Source organism: Nesterenkonia sp. Act20, from assembly GCF_019173455.1.
In the GTDB taxonomy this organism is placed as follows: Bacteria; Actinomycetota; Actinomycetes; order Actinomycetales; family Micrococcaceae; genus Nesterenkonia.
Window position 1 is genome coordinate 98,837 of record NZ_JADPQH010000002.1, and the last position, 21,332, is coordinate 120,168.

Annotated in this window: 18 protein-coding genes and 1 pseudogene; 4 read left to right on the forward strand and 15 right to left on the reverse strand. The window is 67.4% G+C overall.

Going from position 1 to position 21,332, the window contains the following annotated elements; genetic code table 11:
* Position 1: 1 nt before the first annotated feature.
* From IY716_RS10115 to IY716_RS10135, 5 genes are all read right to left on the reverse strand, one after another.
* Positions 2 to 1,660 (reverse strand): DASS family sodium-coupled anion symporter, encoded by a 1,659-nt coding sequence (locus IY716_RS10115; protein WP_218221599.1) that lies wholly within the window; start codon positions 1,658 to 1,660, stop codon positions 2 to 4.
* A 162-nt stretch (positions 1,661 to 1,822) separates the two neighbouring features.
* On the reverse strand, positions 1,823 to 3,037 hold the full coding sequence (locus IY716_RS10120) for an MFS transporter (protein ID WP_369699679.1): 1,215 nt from the start codon (positions 3,035 to 3,037) through the stop codon (positions 1,823 to 1,825).
* A complete protein-coding gene (locus tag IY716_RS10125; RefSeq protein ID WP_255316736.1) occupies positions 3,034 to 3,798 on the reverse strand; it encodes a sulfite exporter TauE/SafE family protein in 765 nt (254 codons plus the stop codon). Before IY716_RS10125 ends, IY716_RS10120 begins: the two co-directional genes overlap by 4 nt.
* Positions 3,799 to 3,836: 38 nt before the next feature.
* Positions 3,837 to 4,949 carry a 4-hydroxy-3-methylbut-2-enyl diphosphate reductase gene (locus tag IY716_RS10130; protein WP_255316737.1) on the reverse strand — a complete coding sequence of 371 codons (1,113 nt, stop codon included), beginning with the start codon at positions 4,947 to 4,949 and terminating at the stop codon, positions 3,837 to 3,839.
* Between the two features lie 86 nt (positions 4,950 to 5,035).
* Positions 5,036 to 5,941: a hypothetical protein gene (locus tag IY716_RS10135; RefSeq protein WP_218221600.1), complete on the reverse strand. Its 906-nt coding sequence runs from the start codon at positions 5,939 to 5,941 to the stop codon at positions 5,036 to 5,038.
* 113 nt (positions 5,942 to 6,054) lie between these two features.
* On the opposite strand from IY716_RS10135, the gene xseA reads away from it, so the two are divergent.
* Positions 6,055 to 7,332: an exodeoxyribonuclease VII large subunit gene (xseA, locus tag IY716_RS10140; RefSeq protein ID WP_218221601.1), complete on the forward strand. Its 1,278-nt coding sequence runs from the start codon at positions 6,055 to 6,057 to the stop codon at positions 7,330 to 7,332.
* A complete protein-coding gene (locus IY716_RS10145) occupies positions 7,329 to 7,631 on the forward strand; it encodes an exodeoxyribonuclease VII small subunit (protein WP_369699680.1) in 303 nt (100 codons plus the stop codon). Before xseA ends, IY716_RS10145 begins: the two co-directional genes overlap by 4 nt.
* Here IY716_RS10145 and IY716_RS10150 read toward each other — a convergent pair.
* The 4 genes from IY716_RS10150 to IY716_RS10165 form a co-directional block, all read right to left on the reverse strand.
* Positions 7,612 to 7,986: a VOC family protein gene (locus tag IY716_RS10150; RefSeq protein ID WP_218221602.1), complete on the reverse strand. Its 375-nt coding sequence runs from the start codon at positions 7,984 to 7,986 to the stop codon at positions 7,612 to 7,614. The two genes, IY716_RS10145 and IY716_RS10150, sit on opposite strands and share 20 nt — an antisense overlap.
* 198 nt (positions 7,987 to 8,184) lie before the next feature.
* The gene (locus IY716_RS10155; protein WP_218222175.1) at positions 8,185 to 9,423 is read right to left on the reverse strand and encodes a pyridoxal phosphate-dependent aminotransferase; all 1,239 of its coding nucleotides are present in this window, start codon (positions 9,421 to 9,423) and stop codon (positions 8,185 to 8,187) included.
* A gap of 112 nt (positions 9,424 to 9,535) precedes the next feature.
* Positions 9,536 to 10,774, reverse strand: a complete 1,239-nt coding sequence (locus tag IY716_RS10160; protein ID WP_218221603.1) for a pyridoxal phosphate-dependent aminotransferase — start codon at positions 10,772 to 10,774, stop codon at positions 9,536 to 9,538.
* Between the two features lie 79 nt (positions 10,775 to 10,853).
* The gene (locus tag IY716_RS10165) at positions 10,854 to 11,816 is read right to left on the reverse strand and encodes a glycine betaine ABC transporter substrate-binding protein (protein WP_218221604.1); all 963 of its coding nucleotides are present in this window, start codon (positions 11,814 to 11,816) and stop codon (positions 10,854 to 10,856) included.
* 46 nt (positions 11,817 to 11,862) lie between these two features.
* Between IY716_RS10165 and IY716_RS10170 the strand changes: the two genes are divergently transcribed.
* Positions 11,863 to 13,602: a hypothetical protein gene (locus tag IY716_RS10170; RefSeq protein WP_218221605.1), complete on the forward strand. Its 1,740-nt coding sequence runs from the start codon at positions 11,863 to 11,865 to the stop codon at positions 13,600 to 13,602.
* 7 nt (positions 13,603 to 13,609) lie between these two features.
* Here the strand turns inward: IY716_RS10170 and IY716_RS10175 are convergent, their stop codons facing one another.
* Positions 13,610 to 14,341, reverse strand: coding sequence for an alpha/beta fold hydrolase (locus tag IY716_RS10175; protein WP_218222176.1), 732 nt, complete (start codon positions 14,339 to 14,341; stop codon positions 13,610 to 13,612).
* Positions 14,342 to 14,450: 109 nt separating this feature from the next.
* On the opposite strand from IY716_RS10175, the pseudogene IY716_RS10180 reads away from it, so the two are divergent.
* Positions 14,451 to 15,115, forward strand: a pseudogene (locus IY716_RS10180) (helix-turn-helix transcriptional regulator).
* 31 nt (positions 15,116 to 15,146) lie between these two features.
* Here the strand turns inward: IY716_RS10180 and IY716_RS10185 are convergent.
* Genes IY716_RS10185 through IY716_RS10205 form a run of 5 tightly spaced genes read right to left on the reverse strand, consistent with a single transcriptional unit; the run spans position 15,147 to position 21,308 of the window.
* Positions 15,147 to 16,421 carry a phosphotransferase gene (locus IY716_RS10185; protein ID WP_218221606.1) on the reverse strand — a complete coding sequence of 425 codons (1,275 nt, stop codon included), beginning with the start codon at positions 16,419 to 16,421 and terminating at the stop codon, positions 15,147 to 15,149.
* A gap of 11 nt (positions 16,422 to 16,432) precedes the next feature.
* Positions 16,433 to 17,452 carry a hypothetical protein gene (locus IY716_RS10190; protein ID WP_218221607.1) on the reverse strand — a complete coding sequence of 340 codons (1,020 nt, stop codon included), beginning with the start codon at positions 17,450 to 17,452 and terminating at the stop codon, positions 16,433 to 16,435.
* A 37-nt stretch (positions 17,453 to 17,489) separates the two neighbouring features.
* Positions 17,490 to 18,146, reverse strand: coding sequence for a GNAT family N-acetyltransferase (locus tag IY716_RS10195; protein WP_218221608.1), 657 nt, complete (start codon positions 18,144 to 18,146; stop codon positions 17,490 to 17,492).
* Entirely contained in the window at positions 18,143 to 19,852 is a 1,710-nt protein-coding gene (locus IY716_RS10200) for a DUF885 domain-containing protein (RefSeq protein ID WP_218221609.1), read from the reverse strand. The genes IY716_RS10195 and IY716_RS10200 overlap by 4 nt, the downstream gene beginning before the upstream one ends.
* 7 nt (positions 19,853 to 19,859) lie before the next feature.
* On the reverse strand, positions 19,860 to 21,308 hold the full coding sequence (locus IY716_RS10205; RefSeq protein WP_218221610.1) for an NAD(P)H-quinone dehydrogenase: 1,449 nt from the start codon (positions 21,306 to 21,308) through the stop codon (positions 19,860 to 19,862).
* Between the last annotated feature and the right edge of the window lie 24 nt (positions 21,309 to 21,332).

Here is a 21,332-nt window from a genome sequence, read left to right on the forward strand (position 1 = left end):
GCTAGATGCTGAGCCCGAAGACCCAGACCAGGATCGTCATGGACACGATGGTGATGCAGATGACCCCGGCCACGTTGAGCCAGATGCCGCCCTTGATCATCTGTCCGATCGTGACGTATCCCGAGCCGTAGGCGATGGCGTTCGGCGGGGTGGCAACAGGAAGCATGAACGCGCACGTCGCGGCCAGCGCCACCGGCGCGGCGAGGATCAGCGGGTCCAGACCGGTGCCCAATGCCACACCGGAGGCCACCGGGAGGAAGGTGGCCGCCGTCGCCGTGTTGGAGGTCATCTCGGTGAGCAGCAGGATGCCCACGGTGGCCACCAGCACGAGCACCCACACCGGGATGCCGGCGAGGCCCTCGACCTGTTCGCCGAGCCAGGTGGAGAGTCCGGAGTCGCTGAACTGGCCCGAGAGCGCCAGGCCGCCGCCGAAGAGCAGCAGCACACCCCAGGGGAGCTTCGCAGCGTATTCCCAGTCCAGCAGGCGCACGCCCTTGGCGGCTCCGCCGGGCAGCAGGAACAGCAGCAGTCCGACGACCATGGCGATGCCGGCGTCAGAGATGAAGGGGTCCTCCATGCCGAGCAGGTTCGTGGAGATCAGCGGGATCGAGACCCAGGACAGCGCGGCGAGGATGAAGATGATCAGCACGCGCATCTCGCCGGCGCCCATCGGGCCGAGCTTGCGCAGCTCATCGCGGATGAGGTCGCCACCGCCGGGGATGTCGTCGATCTCAGGCTTGAACAGCACCTTGGTCAGCATCACCCAGGTGATGATGAGCATGACCACGGAGATCGGCACGCCGACCAGCATCCACTGGCCGAAGCCGATGGTGAGGTCGTGGTTCTCCGCCATGTGCCCGACCAGCAGCGCATTCGGAGGGGTGCCGATGATGGTGCCCAGCGAACCGACCGAGGCGGCGTAGGCGATGCCCAGCATGAGCGCGGTTCCGAAGTTGGACTTCAGCGCGTTGTTGGTCTCATCCTCTCCGGCGGACTTGGCGGTCTCCGGATCCTCACCCTTGATGATCTTGTTCACCAGCATCAGCACCGAGACGCCGATGGGCAGCATCATCACGGCGGTGGCGGTGTTGGAGACCCACATGGACAGGAAGCCGGTGGCGATCATGAATCCGGCGATCAGGTTCGCCGGCTTGGAGCCCATGGCGCGCAGGGTCAGCAGCGCGATCCGGCGGTGCAGGTTCCAGCGCTGCATCGCCAGAGCCAGCATGAAGCCGCCCATGAACAAGAAGATGATGTTGTTGCCATAGCTGGCACCCACATCGTCCACGGAGACCCCGCCCACGGCTTCCTCGGCGCTGCCGAAGTCACCAGAGGGGACCAGCAGCGGGAAGATGATCAGCGGCAGCAGCGCGGTGGCGGGGATCGGGATCGCCTCGGTCATCCACCAGATGGCCATCAGCACGGCGGTGGCCGCGGTCAGCCGGGGCCAGACCTCGAGGTCACCCGGCATCACCAGGTAGACCAGCAGCGCGAGGACCACTCCGCCGACGAGGCCGACCATCCGGCGGATCAGCGCCGGACGCTCCAGCCCTTCAGCGCGAGCACCGACCGACTGTTCCTCGGACTCGGCCTCAGACTGTGTGCGGGGGTCATATTTCTTCAGGTGGTCGCCCGATACACGGGAACGCGGTGGCGTCATTGCCGATACTCCTGCTGGTGGCTGGACAGGTGTGCGCTATCTCGTGATAGGGCTCACAGAGTCTACGCGGCGCGCGCAGTGGTTGCCACTGGGAACGGCCCTGAAGAGCCGGCGCACCGCGTCCGGAAAGCACCGGGGACCTCAGTACTTCGGCAGCACAACTCAGTTCTTCGGGAGCACGACGGCGGCCAGCACGGTCGCCAATCCCGCCAGCCCGAGCACCATGGCCACTGTCCCCGGCCAGCCGGCCAGGTGCAGCGCCGTGCCGCCGAGATAACCGAAGAGCGAGGAGCCGCCGTAGTAGCCCAGGTTGTACAGCGAGGCCGACTGCGCCCGGCCGGCCGTGGCCGCGGCGCCCACCCACCCCGAGGCCACCGCGTGCGCGGCGAAGAAGCCTCCGGTCAGCACCACAGTGCCAAGGATGACGACCCACAGATGCGGAATCAGCGTGAGCCCCACACCCACCATCATGATCAAGTTTCCGGCCAGCAGCACCGGCTTGCGCGAGTGGCGCGCCGCGAGCCTGCCCGCTCGTGGAGAGGACCAGGTTCCCGCCAGGTAGGCCAGGAAGACGAAGGAGGCGATCCCCAGCGGGATCGAGAAGGGCGGCGCGGTGAGGTGGAATCCGAGGAAGTTATACATCGCCACAAAGCCACCCATGGTCAGGAAACCCTGGAGGTAGAGGACGCGCAGCGTGGGCGATCGCAGGTTGCCGGTGAGCGAGCGCAGGGCCTCCCCCGGACGGGCCCGGGCGGGGGTGAAGTTCTGTGCGGCAGGTGCCAGCCGGAGGAAGACCAGCACACAGATCGCGGCGATCACGGTGACGAGCAGCATCCCGATCTTCCAGCCCAGCTGCTCGCCCACCGGCGCGGCCACGATGCGCCCGGTCAGTCCGCCCAGGGAGGTGCCCGAGATGTAGGTGCCCGCCGCCGCCACGGCGATCTTCGGACTGACCTCCTCATTGAGGTAGGCCACCGCCAGCGCCGGCACGCCGCCGAGCATGAAGCCTTCGACCAGCCGCAGCACCAGTGCCAGCTCGAAGCCGAACTCCGCCGAGATCCCGGGCATCAACACGGCAAGTCCACCGAAGAGACAGGCCAGGCTGATCGCCCAGACCATGGCTGGTTTCCGGCCGTGGGCGTCGCCGATATAGGACCAGGGGATCACGCCCAGTGCCAGGCCGAGTGTGGCGGCCGAGATCATCAGCGCCGCCCGATCCGCGGAGATCTCCTGCTCCGCGGCGATGAGCGGGAGCAGTCCCTGCGGAGAGTACAGCTGCGCGAAGGTGGCCACTCCGATGAAGAACAGTGCGATCAGAAGGCGTCGACTGTGCGGGGTGGCCTGGCCGTCGCGGCCCACCGGGCCGCCTGGGGTCACGCGAGCACCTCAAGGGTGCCGCGGATGATCGCTCCCGCACCACCGAGCCCGGCCAGGGTCATCGCCAGTCTGCGAGCGGCAGGGATGGAGACGCGCTTGGACAGCTGGGTGCCCACCAAGATTCCCAGCACGACGGTCATCACGATCACCGGGAAGAGCCATCCCAGCGATGGGCCTTCGTGACCATTGAGGTCCACGGAACCCAGCAGCAGCTTGGCGAGGACGGAGACGGCGCCCATGGTCATGAAGATGGGCTGCAGCGTCGCGGCGAAGCTGCGCTGGTCCCAGCGGGAGAGCCGGGAGTAGATGACCATCACCGGGGCGGCCACACCGGAGGCCGCATTGAAGAACCCGCCGAGGGCACCCGCCACCAGTCCGGCGCCGCGGCCGGGCAGGTGCGGCAACCGGGGGAGCGTGACGGTCACCAGCAGCGCGAAGACCACGATCGCGCCCACGATGATGGAGAGCCATCCGGCGCTGAGCTGGCCCACCAGCCAGGCCCCGGGGATCGCGCCGATCACCGCGGCGGGCATGATGAGCCAGAAGTGCCGCCAGCTGACCTGCGACCAGACCGCGATCATGATCAGGCAGCCGGAGACGAAGGTGGTCATGTTGGTGACCAGCACACCGAAGGCAGGACCGAGAAGGATGGAGAGCACCGGGGCCACCACCAGGCCCACACCGGTGCCGGAGACGCGCTGGAGGATCGTGCCGATCAGCACCGCGGCCGCGATCACCGCCGTCATGCCCAGCACTGTCATGCGTTCATCGTATGTCAGCCTCGGTCAGGCTCCCTCGGTCAGGCGTTGCGCTTGCGTCCGCCGCGGCCGACGTCCTCATGCCCAGCCTGGGTGAGCGCCTGGCGGATCTCCTTGGGAAGCGAGAACACGATGTCCTCCTCCGCGGTGACGACCTCTTCGACCTGGCCGTAGCCGTAGTCGGCGAGCAGGCGCAGCACGTCGTCGACCAGCACCTCGGGGACCGAGGCGCCCGAGGTCACGCCGATCGTCGCGGCATCCTGGAACCATGCCTCATCGACCTGGTTGGCGTAGTCCACCCGCTCGGCGCGCGCGGCACCGTACTCCTTGGCGACCTCTTTGAGACGCACGGAGTTCGAAGAGTTCTCTGAACCCACCACGATCACCAGGTCCGAGTCGGGCGCGACCTTCTTGATGGCGGCCTGACGGTTGGAGGTGGCATAGCAGATGTCGTCCGAGGGCGGATCCTGCAGGTTCGGGAAGCGTTCCCGCAGCTTCTGCACGGTCTCCATGGTCTCGTCCACCGAGAGCGTGGTCTGCGAGAGCCAGATCAGCCGGTCGGGGTTGCGCACCTGAAGATCGTCGACCTCCCAGGGACCGTTGACGATCGTCGTGTTGTCCGGCGCCTCCCCGTAGGTGCCCTCGACCTCCTCATGACCTTCGTGGCCGATGAGCAGGATCTCGTAGTCGTCCCTCGCGAAGCGCACGGACTCACGGTGCACCTTGGTCACCAGCGGGCAGGTCGCGTCGATGGTCTGCAGATTGCGAGTCTCAGCCAGATCCTTGACCGCCGGGGAGACCCCATGTGCGGAGAAGACGAGCAGCGCACCCTCGGGCACCTGATCAGCCTCTTCGACGAAGATGACGCCCTTCTCCTGCAGCGTCTCGACCACATGACGGTTGTGCACGATCTCTTTGCGCACGTACACCGGGGCACCGTAGGTATCCAGCGCCTTCTCCACCGCGACCACGGCGCGGTCCACTCCGGCGCAGTAGCCGCGCGGAGCCGCCAACAGGACCTTGCGCGGTCCCTTGAAGGTGGACTCGGCTGCCACCTCCTCAGGGCTGCGGCGCTTGCGGGGCACCATCGGCATGGGGACCGCGATGTGCTGGCGCCGGGCCGGAGCGTCGGGGGCGGTGGCGGTGGAAGTCATGCCCAGAGTCTACCGGCGGGGCCTTGGCCGGGTCACACTGCGTCGCTGTATGAGGTCCCGCTCGGCGACGGCCCGCCATCAGCGCGTCAGGCCCGTTTATTGCGCGGCATGAGACTGCCCAGCAGCCCCACGACGACGACGGCGCCCGCTGCCCCGCTGAAGATCCACCAGGGCGGCTGAGCCCACCCGGTGTAGCGATCCTGGACATGGTTCACCAGGGACTGGGCGGCAGGATCGGGAAGCGGCCCGAAGTCCGGTGCGGCCACGGTCAGCGCGATCCAGAGTCCCAGCCCCAGGGCGAGAAGCCCGCCCACGGTCAGTGCCACCCAGCGGCTGCGTCTCGGTCCCAGCAGCAGCCCCAGCAGGGCCACCACCCCGGCCGTGATGGCGAGGACGAGCCAGTGCTCGCTGGCGGCGGCGAGCAGCGCCCAGGTGTACGGGTCGGCACCGTCCTGCAGAGTGGCCTCCACATTGATCGTCACCTCAGGGGCGAGGAACTCGAAGCTCGAGGTGTCAAGGAAGGGCAGCCAGCCCAGCGCCGAATCCAGGCCCTCGCGCAGCGGCTCCGTCATCGCCTCGGTCATCGGACTGAGGTCCACCGCGAGATCAAGATCACTGGCATCTCCCGTGGTCCCCTCCGCGAAGACACGTTCAAGCTGCGCGGTGTAGTCGCTGCGGGTCTGCTGCAGCGTGTCATCCCAGGCCGCGGAGACCTGCTCGTTCTCCACCATCGAGCCCACGAGGTCATCGACCAATCCGTCCGCGCGATCACCGACCAGCGTGGAGACGACACTGGGCAGCTCCGATTCCATCCGCTCCAGCAGTTCCGCGGAGATGATCTCGCTGAAGGCCTCCTGCTCGGGCAGGTCCCCCGCGATCTCGCGGATAGGCTCGTCCTCGCGCAGCAACTGGTTGATCTGGAAGCCCGCCAGGGAGGAAGCTGCAAGCACCGCGGCGAGCAGCAGCGCGATCACGCTGAAGACCTGACGCATGGGGATAACTCCTTCAGGCGTGTCAGAGGGTGGCATAGGCTGTAGAGCACCTTACAGAACCTTCCGGGTGAGACCGTCGAGGGGAGGCATTCTTCGATGAGCAGGAGCAGCGCATGAGCCAGCCGGCACAGGCCCAGGACACCTCTGCCGAGACGCCGTGGCCGCTGAGCACCTATTCGCGCAAGCTCAAGGCCCATATCGAGATGGCCCCACCCACCTGGGTCGAGGGGCAGCTGGTCGAGTTCAATCTGCGCAATGGAAACGCCTGGATGACGCTTCGCGATCTGGAGCAGGAGGTCTCCTTCTCCACCGTGGCCTGGCGCACCGTGGCGGGCGGACTCAACGGGACCGTCTCCCCCGGTTCGCGTGTGGTCGCGCTGGTCAAGCCGAGCCTCTATGAGAAGTCCGGCCGGCTCTCGCTGGTCGCTCAGCAGATGAAGCCCGTGGGGCTCGGAGACCTGCTGGCCAGGATCGAACAGCTCAAGCAGAAGCTCGCGGCCGAGGGACTCTTTCGGGCCGAGCTGAAACAGCCGCTGCCGGTGCTGCCGCTGCGCATCGGGCTGATCACCGGCCGCAACTCCGACGCCAAGAAGGACATTCTGCGCAACACCCATGCCCGCTGGGCGGCCGCCCAGTTCGAGATCCGCGAGGTGGCGACCCAGGGCCCCACCGCTCCCCAAGAGGTCGCAGCGGCCCTGGCAGAGCTCGATGCTGAAGCCGCCGTGGAGGTGATCGTGATCGCCCGGGGCGGAGGCGCGCTGGAAGAGGTCGTCCTGCCCTTCTCCGATGAACGGCTGATCCGAGCCGTGGCGGCGGCGCGCACCCCCGTGGTCTCGGCGATCGGGCATGAGGCGGACCGGCCGCTGCTCGACGAGGTCGCCGATATGCGCGCCTCGACCCCCACCGGGGCAGCGAAGCTGCTGGTGGTCGATGAGGCTCAGGAGAGGGCGAACCTCAGCCAGGCAAGGGAACGCATGTCCTCGGGTGTGGAGCGTCTGCTCCGCCGGGAGTCCGACTGGCTGCAGGCCGTGCGCTCGCGCCCGGTGCTGGCCCAGCCTCAGGACATGCTCTCCGTGCGCTCTCAGGAGCTGGAGGGCCTGCGCCGTCGCGCGCTCTTCGGCATGGAATCAGCCCTGGCCCGGGGCACCGACTGGGTCGCCCATACCCGCGCCCGGGTCCGTTCACTGTCTCCGCAGTCCACGCTGGACCGTGGCTACGCGGTCGTCCAGGCCCAGCGGGAAGCCGGGTGGGAGGTACTGCGCGAGGCAGGGACGGTGACCCGCGGGGATCAGTTGAGCATCATGGTGGCCTCCGGGGAGCTCACCGCCCGAGCCGAGGAGATCTATCCCCGAGACCAGAACACCTCCCAGAACCGAAAGGCAGAACAGTGACCGAAGCACCCCACGCCGAAGAGTCGGCCGGCACAGGCTCCACCGCGAGCGAGTTCGCCGCGGCGCAGACTCAGGACATCGAGACCATGAGCTACGAGCGGGCACGCGAGGAACTCGTCGCCGTGGTCACCAAGCTGGAGACCGGCGGTGCACCGCTGGAGGAGTCACTGGCCCTGTGGCAGCGCGGCGAGGCACTGGCCGATCGCTGTGAACGCTGGCTCGACGGCGCACGCACCCGCCTGGAAGAGGTGCGCGCGGAGCTCACCCAGGATGACGAGGTCAGAAGTACGGACGCGTGATGAGCTCGATGTAATGTCCCGCCGGGTCAAGCAGGTAGACCCCGCGGCCTCCGTGTTCCGTGTTCGTCTCCCCTGGCCTTCTCCGCTGCGGGTCCGCCCAGTGCTGAAGCGCTCGAGCGGTGATCTTCTCGTAGGCCCGATCGAAATGCGCATCCTCGACGAGGAACGCGTAATGCTGGGGAGGGAACTCGATCGGCGGGGCCGCGAACTGCAGCATCACTCCGTCTGCGATCGCGACGTTGGTGAAGAGCCCCCAGGAGGGGGCACGCCGGGCTTCCAGCAGATCACAATAGAACTCGGCCATCACGGCCGGATCCAGTGACGCGATGATCGTGTGGTTGAAACGCGCTGTCATGATTCTCCTTGGTCTGTGTGGGTGAGGATGAGGTCACACAGACCTGGGGCGGAGCGCGGATCAGGGCACGACCAGTTTGCCTTTCCGGGAGCGGCCGACGGAGGCCTGGCTGGTCATCATGGACAGCATTCTAGGCACCCTGCGCCTCGTGGCACGCGGTCTCCCGCCCGCACGCCGCGGGAGGCAGACTTCAGCCGATCATGCGCGAGCTGCTGCGTCCCGGTACTCGGCGAGGAACTCGGCGATCCCCGCGATGGCATGCTCGAGGTCCTCCACCGAAGGCAGCGTCACCAGCCGGAAGTGGTTGTCATCGATCCAGTTGAACGCGCGGCCATGGGAGACGAGGATCTTCTGCTGGCGCAGCAGCTCGATGACGAACTGCTCGTCGTTCTCGATGGGGTAGATCTCGGGATCGAGCCGTGGGAACAGGTACAGCGCGCCGTCGGCCTGGTGGACCTCCACCCCTTCGATCTCGCGCAGCAGCCGGTAGGCCGTCTCGCGCTGCTCGAACAGCCGCCCACCGGGGTCGATCAGGTCCTCGATGGACTGGTGTCCCCCGAGTGCGGCCTGGATGGCATGCTGGGCCGGCACATTGGCGCACATGCGCATGTTCATCAGCAGGGTCAGGCCCTCGAGGTAGTTCTTGCCGCGGTGGGTCGGTCCGGAGACGTAGATCCAGCCGGAGCGGAACCCTGCCACGCGCCAGGTCTTGGAGAGTCCGGAGAAGGTGATGGTGAAGACGTCGTCGGAGAGCGTGCAGGCGTTGACCATCTCGGCGCCCTCGAAGGTGATGTTCTCGTAGATCTCGTCCGAGAGCAGCATCAGATTGTGCCGCCGGCAGATGTCGACCATCGCCTCAAGGATCTCCCGCGGGTAGACCGCACCGGTGGGGTTGTTCGGATTGATGATGACCAGCGCCTTGGTCCGCTCGGTGACCTTGGACTCGATCTCCTCGGGATCCGGCCACCAGCTGTTGTCCTCGTCGCAGATGTAGTGCACCGCTTTCCCACCGGCGAGGGTGGTGGCCCCGGTCCACAGCGGGTAGTCCGGAGCGGGGATCAGCACCTCGTCGCCGGGGGCGAGCATCGCCTGCAGCACCATCGAGATCAGCTCGGAGACTCCATTGCCCAGGTAGATGTCGGAGGGGTCGGCCTCGGTCATCCCCCGCGCCTGGTAGTACTGCGCCACGGCGATCCGCGCCGAGTAGATGCCCTGCGAGTCTGAATACCCCTGGGCGTCGTGGAGGTTGCTGATCATCGCCATCCGGATGGAGTCCGGGGCTTCGAAGCCGAAGGGCGCGGGATTGCCGATGTTCAGGCGCGTGATCGCGTGCCCTTCGCGCTCCAGCCTGGCGGCCTCCTGCGCGATGGGTCCACGCACGTCGTACCTGACGTCTTGGAGCTTCGGCGACTGGGTGAAGTCTTCAAATTCCTGCATCCTGAGGTTGCGCACTGTTCTATCCTGCACCTTTCCGAGTGGAAGAGCCCCTGACATTTCCTGTGCTGAGCGTCTCATACACCAGCGTTCAGCACCCGGTCGTGGTGCCGGGTCAGGAACGCGCGAACGCGTCCCGGTAGGAGGCGAGGAAGTCCGCGATGCCCGCGATGGCCTCCTCGAGCTCCTCCACCGGAGGCAGCGACACCAGTCGGAAATGGTTGTCATCGATCCAGTTGAACGCACGTCCATGGGAGACCAGGATCTTCTGCTGGCGCAGCAGCTCCATCACGAAGGCCTCGTCGTTCTGGATCGGGTAGATCTTCGGATCCAGCCGCGGGAACAGATACAGCGCGCCGTCGGCCTGGTGCACGTCCACACCCTCGATCTCGGAGAGCAGCTTATGGGCGATGTTGCGCTGCTCGTAGATCCTCCCGCCGGGCCGGATGAACTCCTCCACGGACTGGTAGCCGCCCAACGCCGTCTGGATGGCGTGCTGCGCGGGAACGTTGGGACACATCCGAAGATTCGACATCAGGTTCAGGCCCTCGATGTAGTTCTTCGCCCGGTGCTTGGGTCCGGACATGTAGAGCCAGCCCGAGCGGAACCCCGCTACGCGCCAGGTCTTGGAGAGCCCGGAGAAGGTGATCGTGAAGACGTCATCGGCGAGTGTGCAGGCGTTGATCATCTCCGCGTCGTCGAAGGTGATCTTCTCGTAGATCTCATCGGAGAGCAGCATCAGGTTGTGCCGCCGGGCGATGTCCACCATGGCTTCGAGGATCTCGCGCGGGTAGACGGCTCCGGTGGGGTTGTTCGGGTTGATGAGGACCAGCGCCTTGGTCCGCTCGGTGATCTTGGACTCCACCTCTTCGGGGTCCGGCCACCAGTGGTTCTCCTCATCACAGATGTAGTGCACGGCGCGACCGCCGCACAGGGTGGTGATGCCGGTCCACAGCGGGTAGTCCGGGGCGGGGATGAGCACCTCGTCGCCGGGATTGATCATCGCCTGGAGGACCATCGTGATCAGCTCGGAGACGCCGTTGCCCAGGATCACGTCCGAGACTTCGGCGTCGCGCATGCCGCGGGACTGGTAGTACTGGGCGACCGCCGTGCGCGCCGAGTAGATGCCCTGAGAGTCCGAATACCCCTGTGACGTGGGGAGATTCTTGATCATGTCGACCAGGATCGCGTCGGGAGCATCGAAGCCGAAGGGCGCCATATTGCCGATGTTCAGCTTGGTGATTCGATGCCCGGCGCGTTCAAGTCGCGCGGCTTCTACAGCGATCGGGCCACGTACGTCGTAACGCACGTTGCGGAGCTTCTGAGCCTGAGTGAAGTCCTCGAATTCCTCCATGAACAGATTGTGCCCTATACACGCGCATCAAGCGGGACATGACGTCCACCGGCAAGTCTGAACGGCCACCCCGGGCCCGTCAGCCCCAGTCTTCGGGCTCGGCGATGAACCCCTCCTGGACCAGCCAATACTCCGCAGCCTCCTGGGGGCTCAGCCCCTGCTCGCCGTCGGTGAGCCGACGCAGGGTGACCAGGGCGTCGTCGTCGAGGGCCTGTGCCAGTTCCGCCGAGACCTCCGGCACCTCCTCGGCGACCTCGGTAGAGACCACCGGAATGAACTGCTCCTGCGGGAAGGCCCGCTCGGCATCGGTGAGCGCCACCAGCGCCTGCTCTTCGATGCTGGGATGTGAGGCGGTGAGGATGGCGGCGTCCAGACGCGCGGTGATCACTCCCTCGACGAGGTCAGCCTCCTCTGCCACGGAGATGGCGGCCGGTTCACAGTCGTAGACCTCCTCCAGCAGCGGCGCAGGCTCCGGCAGGTCTGGTCGCACCCCGATGCGCAGCTCATCGCAGGCATCGGCGAACTCCGGATCGGCCACCTCACCGGCGGCGGAGATCTCGCGCTCCTCGGCCGTGATCAAGGTGATGACCAGCGCGCTGTCCAACACGGCCACCGAGGGATCCAGCAGCTCGGCGTCATCATCCAGCCCGCCGTCGATGAGCGCCACCAGATCCGCGGAGCTGGGCTGGTCCAGCCTTGCCCAGCCCTCCTGGTCCAGCTGTTGGGCCAGCGCCATTGTTCGTCCGATGACCAGGTCAGCCTCGCCCTCGGTCACCAGAGCACCGGTAGCCTGCTCCTGAGGCTCCACCACGGTGGGAGATTCCCGGGAGGTCAGCGCCAGCGCGTAGACATTCGCGATGGTCTGGTCCAGCTCATGCTCCCCCACGGCGATGGTCCAGGCCCGCTCAGCCGCGCTTCCGGTGGGCTCCTCGGCCGGTGGCGGCGAGGAACATCCGCTCACCAGCAGCACGCCGAAAGCGGCGAGGGAGGTCAGCCCGGCAGCGCTGCGAACACGCCGAGGCGCAGGGGGGCTGAAAGTCATAGCCGCCATTCTACGGCGGCACCAGATCGGGGATACTCTGGTGCAGATGACGAGTCCGCTGCTTCCGCGTCTGACGGCCCTGATCCAGGCCGCCGGGGGGACGGCTGTGCCCGCGCACGATGCCCGCGGGTGGCTGGATCTCGCCTATGAGGGCGCTTACGGCGAGCGGTACCGCGGAGCCGCCGAGGCCGCTGAGGCGGGACTGCGCTCTCCCGGCGGCGATGAACCGGAGAATCAGCTGATGCTGCTGCGGATCCTTGCCGGGGTCCATGAGATGCGGGGCGACTCCGAGGCCTCGGCCCCCTTCTGCGCCCAGCGCATCGAGCTCCTGCGCAGCCTGGGCCGGTCCCGTCAGGCCCGGGTCGAGGAGGACCTCGGACCGATGCTGCTGCGCGAGCCCGACCGGGTCGAGGGCGAGATCCTCGCCCGTGTCGCCGAGGACCTGCGCGCCGAAGACGACGCCGCGGGAACTGCCTCCGTGGAGCTCGCCGATGTGCTCTCCTCCCTGGCCGTGCGCCGGCTCCAGGACGAGGGCCCCGAGGCCACGCTGCCGCTGGTCCGCGAGACCTGCGCCATCCTGGAGCAGCTGGACCACCCCGAGGCGCTTGCTGGGGCGCGGATGTTCCTGGCGCATACCCTGCTGCTCTGCGGCGAGCCCGAGGAGTCGCTGAGCACGGCGAAGCTGGTGCTCGCCGCCCCTACGAACCGCGCAGTCCGCGGTGCGATGGCGATGTTGCAGGCGACGATCCACCACCATGAGGACCGCAATTCCGAGGCCATCGAGGCAGCACTGAGCTCGGTGGAGCTCTACGCAGCGGCGCAGGTGCGCAAGGGCGCCGCCTCTGCCGCGGCACTGCTGGGCGGGCTCACGAGCGAAGAGGACGACGGCGAGGCCTCGGTCATGGCCTGGAGGATCGCCGTCCAGCAGGCTGAGTTGGGAGAGTTCAGCGAATCCCGGCTGCTCAGCCTGGCACTCGGGCAGCAGCTCCTGGAGCTGGAGGACCATGCAGAGGCCGAGAAGGTGCTCGACGCGCTCTCCGTGCGCCTGGCCGGCACCGACGAAGACCGTTCCACCCGGGCGCGTGCGCTGATGGGACTCGGCCACGCGGTCACCCAGCTGCGCCGGCCCGTCGAGGCGATGTCGCACTGGAATGAAGCCGCCGAGCTGTTCCTCGAGGTCCAGGAATCTGAAGAGGCCGCCCGCGCGCACCTGGCCGCCGGGGCCCTCGCCGCCTCCCTTGAGCGCCTCGACCTGGCACGCAGCCACTACGAGCAGGGTCTCAAGCTGGTCGAGCGCACCGAGGACATGGACCCGCTGGTGCTGCTGCAGGCCCTGCATTCACTCGGTCACCTGCTGACCCGCGCCGAGGACCAGGCCGGCATCGCGCACCTGGACCGGGCGCTGGCCCTGGCGGCCGAGCACGGCACCACCTGGCAGCGTGCAGACATCACCGATTCACTGGCCCGCGGGTGGACCGCCCTGGGTGAGGGCACCAAGGCCGTGGCGGCAGGCTTGGAGGCGGCAGACCTCTTCGTGGAGGCCGGAGATGATGACGCCGCAGGCGATGCCGAGGTCTTCGCCGCCAAGGTGCTGCTGGAGATGGGACGCGCCGATGAGGCGGAGACCATCTTCCGGATGTCCACCGATGAGCGTGAAGCGAGTCCCTCGCTCATGGCCGATGCACTCGAGGGACAGATTGAAGCTCTCATGCGTCAGGGCAAGGCAGAGGCTGCTGCGGACCTGCGCCGGAAGCTGACCCGGCTGAAGCGCCGGATGCGCAGCTGAGTCTGGCCTAGAGCGCGGGCTTGACCGCCGACCGAAGGACCTCGGCGAGGTCGAGGGGTCGGCTCCACATCGGCCAGTGCCCCGTGGGGAGGTCGATGATGTCGACGTCGTCGAGATTCGCGACCTCTGCAAACATGGGGTGCCCTGCCTGGACCAGCTCCATCACCTGCTCACCCGAGATCGAGCAGCACACCAGGGTCGTCGGGACTCTGTGGCGGGACTCGTTCGCGAGCTCGACGGGTTGACGCAGCACTGGGGCAGGCTCTGGGACAGCCCTCTCCCGGAATTGCTCGAGGGCCTCGGCGTTCAGGCCCTCGAGGCTCGCCTGCTGCCCGAGGGTTCCGAACGACGGCAACGGCAGTTCTTCGAGGTCCTCCGGAAAGTCAGGGGCGAAAACGCTGCCATCTGCCACGGGGCCGGAGTCGACCCATACGACCCGGCAGACAAGCTCGGGGTGCCTGTCGAGGATGAGGCTGACAGGGGCGTTGGCCCCGCTGTGCGCGACGAGAATCACGGGTTGATCGCCGTGCTGAGCGATGACATCTCGGATCGATGCTGCCTGATCGTCGAGAGTCTTCGCCGCGCGGTTGGTGTCACCGCCGTCGAGACCAGGCAGAGTCATCGCGACTGCGCGAGTGTGGTCGGTTTCGAGGTTTTCAAGGACTTCGTTCCAGGCCCATGCTCCCAGCCAATGGCCGGCGATGAGGACGATGGTCGGACTGCTCGTAGTAGTTCTGATATGACAACCCTCCCCCTCGAAATCGACAACAGTGTGTCATGATTTATGTCATGAATTTGGACAGGCCTGAACCGTGAGGCGAGCCGAACGTCTCTATGCCCTGTCCGAGATGCTGCGTCGCAGCGGCGCGCGGGGCATCTCCGCTGGACGATTGGCGAGAGAGTTTGAGGTGTCGGTGCGGACGGTGAAGCGAGACCTCGAGGCGCTGGAGAACAGCGGCGCGCCGATCTGGTCTCGCCCCGGCCCGGGTGGTGGATATGGACTGGCCAAAGGCGCGTCTCTGCCCCCCGTCACCCTTTCCTCGGCGCAGGCAGTGGCGCTCCTGGCAGCTGTATCCGCCGCACCAGACGCTCCCTATGCGGATCTGGCTGCAGCTGGCATCCGGAAGATCATGGACGTCCTCGATCCGAAGACCCGAGCGCAAGCCGACGAGCTGGCCCACCGCGTCTGGGTCAATGCGCCTTCTTCGTCATCGCGCGCCGTTAGATCGGCACTCGAGGAAGCGATGGCCGAGCAGCTGGTAGAGTTCGCATCCGCTACACGTCACGAGACGGCACCACGACCACCCGTGCCGTCGAGCCGGTGCTGTTCGCTTCCACGAGCGGCCGGTGGTACCTGGTCGGGTGGTGCTGCCTGCGCGATGCGATGCGGTGGTTCGCCGTGGAACGCATCGAGCGGGCCAGCGTCACCAAGGTCGCCTGCAGCGGTCACACCATCCACGAGGTCGGAGAGCCCCCGGAGGATGCCAGACCGGTGCACCGGTGGGGAGAGTGACGTCCTCGATCGCACTCTTCAGTCAATACACCTAGAGCTCCGGCCAGGCCGGCAGGTCGATGGTGGGCGCGCGCAGTCCCACCACTGCCTCGGCGCAGGCGAGCCGATGCTCCGCCTGCTTCTGCCAGGACTGTCCGCGGGCATCGCGGGCGCCGGCTACAAGAGACAACGCCACCGAGGCGGTGCGCACTCTCAGCGCCCGGGGGTCCACCGTGGCGGCGAACCCCGTCGCGAAGCGCTGGAACGCAGCGGGCACATGCACATATCGGGTATCCACCGCAGGCAGCACCGCCAAGTGGCCCAGGAAGCACGCAAGGTCATCCACCCGGTGCCCGGGTCCCAGCGAATCGACATCGAGAAGCGCGGAGACCCGGCCCTCGTGCATGAGCAGATTGGCCTCGTAGAAGTCGCCATGGGTGGGGACCACCTGGCCCCGGTCCGTCTTGGGAAGCGCCGCGGCGATATGCGACGCCAGGGCACGGATCCGGTCGGCCTCCCCCGGCAACGCCGAGCTGGCCGCTGTGGCGTAGGCCGAGAGTCGGTCGGTCCAGGCGTCCCTCGCGGGCAGGGTCATCACCTTGGCCGGAAGCTGGTCGAGAAGCTCGATGAACTGACCGGGCGAGATCGTGGCGGCACCATCGGCGAGGAAGTACTCGGCGAGCGACTCCCCCGGACCCTCGCGCAGCGCCACCACATCGTCCACGGGTTCCCGGACCGGCACGGCGGTGGGCACCCCGGCGTCAAGCAGCAGCCGGTGTCGCGTGTGCAGCTGATCCGCGCGCCGGGAGCGCAGCACCTTGAGGAACAGCCGGGCGCCGTCGTCGAACTGGGCCGCGATCACTGCCCGGCGCAGCGGACGGTAGCTGATGGTCTCCAGACTGACCAGGTTTCGACCCTCGCCCCAGACGCGGCGCACCGACGCGGGGTCGGTGGCCACCCGCAGCCCTGGCAGCGCAGGGTCCAGCGGGTGCTGCCAGATGGAGAGCCTCCCGTAGGGGCTGTGCGAGTGGACCAGGCCGTCTGCCTCGGCGGAGACAGGCTCCGTGGTCATGCCCACGTAAAGCTCGTCCACGTGATCCGAGGTCTCGGTATAGGACCCCGAAGGGCCTCCGCGCGGGACGACCGGGCGACCGGTGGCGACACGGTAGATTCCGGTGACTCCTGCGCCGGGGCGGTGCTGCAGGGATTCCAGGTGCACGCTGGTGGCGTAGACGCCGGTGTGCTGGATGGCCTCGGCCACCGGCGAATGGGCGTCATAGGACTCCATGAAGGCCAGCTGCTTGGCTTCCAGCTCCGCCGAGGTCATGCCGTGGGACATCAGGCGCGCCGGCGCTTGAGCACTTCGTCCAGGTTCAGTGAATCCTCCTGCGGAGGCGTCTCCTCCGCCGCGGCAGGGGTCTCGACGAATCGACGCTGGGTGAGCTTGGCGTCACTGGTGGGTGCGGGGGCCTCCACGGGCAGCGGCGCCGGTTCCAGGCGCTCGGCCTTGTCCAGGTCCAGGTACTTCGGACGAGGGACGGCGCGCGGCTGCCAAGGCCCGATCGGCTCGGCCGCGGTGCCCAGCACGGGGCCGGAATCTGCATGTTCGGGGCTGAAGGTCCGCTCGAGGCCCACCGGGAGGCCGTCCTCGTCGATCTGCTGCAGAGAGTTCGGTCCGCCGGCGCCGCGCTCATCGGCGCTCAGCGCGTCGAACAGGCCCTTGTCTGCAGTGGATTCCCAAGGGCGTGCCTGCGGTGGATTCATAGCTTCGTCGATGGCCGCCTGGACCCGACGACGTCGGCTCCTGCGTCGACGCACCACGGCCATGGTGCGCATGGTCACCAGGGCGAGCAGGAAGACTCCGCCGGAGGCGAGCGGCACTGCGACCGGCAGCGCGGTCAGCGGCGTGAGAATGCCGGTGACGACGGCGGAAAGGAGAGCCAGCACACCGATCAGGGCCACGGTGATGCGGCCCCAGTGCAGGTGGAATCCGGTGCTGGCACGGTCCGTGGACTCGGTGGATGCCGGGGTGCTCGGCGCGGTGACGGGGCTTGGGGTCTCGGCCGTGGCGCTCTCGGTACGGCTCTCGGCGCTCTCGGTGTGACCGGTGCCGGGGGAAGATTCGGTGTTCGCGGACATGTTCGCCCCTCGGTGGATGTGGGGGTGGGCGGCGGTGATCGGAGTCTCCTCGGAGGAGGCCTGCGCAGCAGCGGCGTAGCTGCTGTCCTGCCGCTGTCCGCGCAGAACCAGCGTCCCCAGGAAGAGCACGGCGATCAGCGCGATCAGCGCAGAGGACGGGATGGGCAGGCCCTCCACCGCAGCGAGGAACGCGCTCTCGGTGTGTGCAATGCCCAGCATCTCCGGCCCCCTGACCTGTGTGAAGTACAGGGCGAGCTTATCCGATGCCGGATTGTGATCCGCGGCAACGCGCCACGAGTCCTTCGCCTATCTCTTCCTGGGTCAGCGCGAAGCTGCGATGATCGCGCCAGTCGCCATCGATGTGCAGGAAGCGCAGGCGCATCCCCTCCTCGCGGAAGCCCAGCTTCTCCACCACACGCACGCTGGCGATGTTCTCCGGACGCACGGTGATCTCCACCCGGTGCAGTCCGCGCTCGAAGAACAGGTGGTCCACCGCGAGCGCCACGGCGAAGGTCATCAGCCCGCGTCCGGCGTACCGTTCATCGAGCCAGTAGCCCAGTGAGGTGGTGCGTGCGGAGCCGCCGATGATGGGGCCCACGGTGAGCTGGCCGATGAGCAGCGGTGGTTTGCCCACGGGGGTGAACCAGATGAGCCAGGGAAGGTGGGTGCCCGCCTGGGCGCCGCGGATGAGCGTGCGCGCCATGTCTTTGAATCCTGCCGAGGAGTTGCGCGGGGCCGGGTTCTCCGGAGTGGTCGCATCCCAGGGGGCGAGCCAGTCGGTGTTGATCACGCGCAGCGCCATGAAGCGATGCTCATCGGCCATGCGCAGCGGGCGCAGCTCGAGGCGGCCTCCCTCCACTTCGACAGAGGGGCGTGCGGAGAAGTCTCGGCTTCGGCCGGAGAACAGTCTCATGGCCGCATCGCGAAACGCAGTGTGTCCAACCCGATCATTCCCAGCTCCAATAGTTCCGTGTGAAAGGCTCGCAGATCGAAGTCCTCGCCTGCGGTGCGTGCGGCCTCCTCACGCTCCGCGCGGATCTGCCCGAAGACACGCTGACCGACCTTATACGACGGCGCCTGGCCCGGCCAGCCGAGGTACCGGGTGAACTCAAAGTCCAGCTGAGCGGCCGAGATCGGCAGGTGGGCGCGGAGGAACTCTTTTCCCAGCTCAGGAGTCCACACCGTGCCGCCCCATTCCTCCGGGGCGTCGAATCCGCAGTGGACTCCGATGTCGAATATCACACGTGCTGCGCGCATCCGCTGCATGTCATACATGCCCATCAGGTCCCCGGGATCGGTGAGGAAGCCGAGCTCCGCCATAAGCTCCTCGGCGTAGAGGGCCCACCCCTCCGCGAAGCCGGAGACGAAGCTGCCGTGGCGGCGCCAGGAGTTCAGCCGATCCTTGACCAGGGTGGCCGTGGCGATCTGCAGATGATGGCCGGGGACCCCCTCGTGGTAGACCGTGGTGGTCTCGGCCCAGGTGCTGAAGCACTCGTCCTCGGGCGGGACCGACCACCACATCCGTCCTGGTCGAGAGAAGTCATCGCTGGGTCCGGTGTAGTAGACCCCACCGTCCTGCGTCGGGGCGATCATGCACTCGAGCACGTCCATCGGCGCGGGGATGTCGAAGTGGACATCCTTCAGCGCCGCCACGGCCTCATCGGAGAGACGCTGCATCCATTGCTGCAGCGCCTGGGTGCCGACGAGCTGGCGCGCGGGATCCGCATTGAGGATCTCCTTCGCCTCCTCAATGCTGGCGCCTGGCTTGATCGCTGCCGCCACCTCTTGCTGGGCGGCGACGATCCGGGCCAGCTCCTGCAGACCCCAGCGATAGGTCTCTTCGAGATCGAGCGCGGTACCGGTGAAGTATTGGCTGGCGAGCCGGTAATGCTCGACGCCCACGGCGTCGGCCTCCGGAGCTTGCGGCGACAGTTCGCGTTCCAGCCGCTCGGCGAGCAGCCGGTAAGCCTCCTGCGCGGCCGAGGTTCCCGCCGCGATCGCCGCCTGCGTCGCGACGCTGACCTCAGCGGCCCGGGCGTCACGCTGATAGCCGGAGAGCGCGCCGTCGTGCTCCGAGTAGCTCCTGCACTGCTCGGCGACGGCCTGGACCTGGCGGCGGGCGGGCACGTGACCCCGCCGTGCGGACTCCTGCAGCGACTCCCAATAACCCTCGAGTGCGGCGGGAAGGTTGCTCAGCCGTCCGGCGATGTGCCCGAAGTCGGTCTCGGTCTCGGCGGGCATGAGCTCCAGCACCATCCGGACGCTCTGCGGCGCCGACGCGAGGTTGTTCAACTCGGTGCGACCGGTCTCGTGCAGCGCGACCTCCAGGCCGATCCGTTCAGCCATAGCATGCAGCGTGACCTCATCGGTGGAATCCACCGGCATCAGCTCGCTGAGCTGGGCCAGAGCGTCACGCTGCATCTGGGCCATCGCCTCGCGGCCCGCCGGCGAGTAGTCCGCGTACTGCGTCTCCACCCCGGGCCGTCCGAGCACGGTCGCCTCTTCGGGGTTCAGCGCGAGCAGCCGCTCATAGTACTGCTCGGCGAAGGCGTCCGTGGGGGTGCGCACCTGACCGGTGCGTGGAGGACGTTCCGGACCGGCGGGTGAGCGTCTGGTCATGCGGGATTCAGTCCTCGGGGTCGGTGACGTGGAGGTGAAGGCGACGAGCGGCCTCAGAGATCGAACCGGTCAGGGAGGGATAGACCGTGAAGGTGGTGGCCACGTCGTCCACATGCAGCTTATGGGTGACCGCGAGCGCCAGCGGAAAGATCAGCTCGGAGGCTCGCGGCGCGACGACCACGGCGCCGATCACCGTGCCCGAACCCTTGCGGGAGAAGATCTTCACGAACCCCTCGCGGATGTTCATCATCTTCGCGCGGGCGTTGGTGGCGAGGTCCAGCTTGACCACGTCGGCCTGGTACTTGCCGGAGTCCACCTGGTCCTGGGTGACGCCGACAGTGGCGATCTCCGGCGAGGTGAACACGTTCGAGGCCACCTGGTGCAGCTTCAGGGGCTTCACACTCTCACCCTTCATATGAGCGACGGCGACCCGTCCCTGCATCGCCGCCACCGAGGCGAGCGGCATCACCCCGGTGCAGTCTCCGGCGGCGTAGATGTTATTGGCGGTGGTCCGCGAGACGGTGTCCACCTGCACATGCCCGGATTCCGAGATCTCCACGCCGCACTCCTCGAGCCCGAGTCCGGTGGTGTTGGGGACACCGCCGACGGCCATCAGGCAGTGCGAGCCTTCGAGCACCTTTCCGTTGGTCAGCTTGACCTCGACGCCGTTCTCGGTGCGCTGCACGGATTCCGCGCGGGTCAGCGAGGCCACGTGGACCCCGACGCGCGCGAACGAATGCTCGAGGACCTGGGAGGCGTCGGAATCCTCTCCGGGCAGCACCTGCTCGCGGGAGGATACGAGGGTGACCTGCGCGCCGAGCCGGCGGTAGGCCGAAGCGAACTCGGCACCGGTGACCCCCGAACCGACCACGATCATGTGCTCGGGGACCTCCGTGAGGTTATAGGCCTGGGTCCAGTTGAAGATCCGTTCGCCGTCCGGCACCGCGGAGGGGAGCTCACGGGGATGCGCTCCGGTGGCGACGATGACGGCATCGGCCTCGATGACCTCGCCCTCGTGAGCACCCGTTGTCACTTCGATGTTGTGCGGGGGCAGGACCTTGCCGCGACCGATCACCACCCGCACCCCGTAGGACTCGAGCGTCGAGTGGATGTCCCGAGACTGGCTCTTGGCGAGCTTGAGCAGACGCTCGTTGACCTTGGAGAAGTCCGCCCAGGCGTGAGCCTCATCGCCCCGGCCCTCTCCGAAGCGCACTCCGAAGTCGGTGGAGAGGTTGACTCTGCGCATGGCGTCGGCGGTGGCGATCAGCGTCTTGGAAGGGACGACGTCGGTGAGCACGGCCGAGCCGCCCATCCCCTTCTCCTCCACGATGGTGACCTCGGCGCCAGCGTCGGCAGCGACCATGGCGGCCTCATAGCCGCCGGGACCACCGCCCAGGATGGCGATACGGTCAGGGGCGAAGCGGCTGTGCGAGTTAGTGGAAGTCACGGCCCCCATTCTGCCCAGTTCCCCGCACAATGT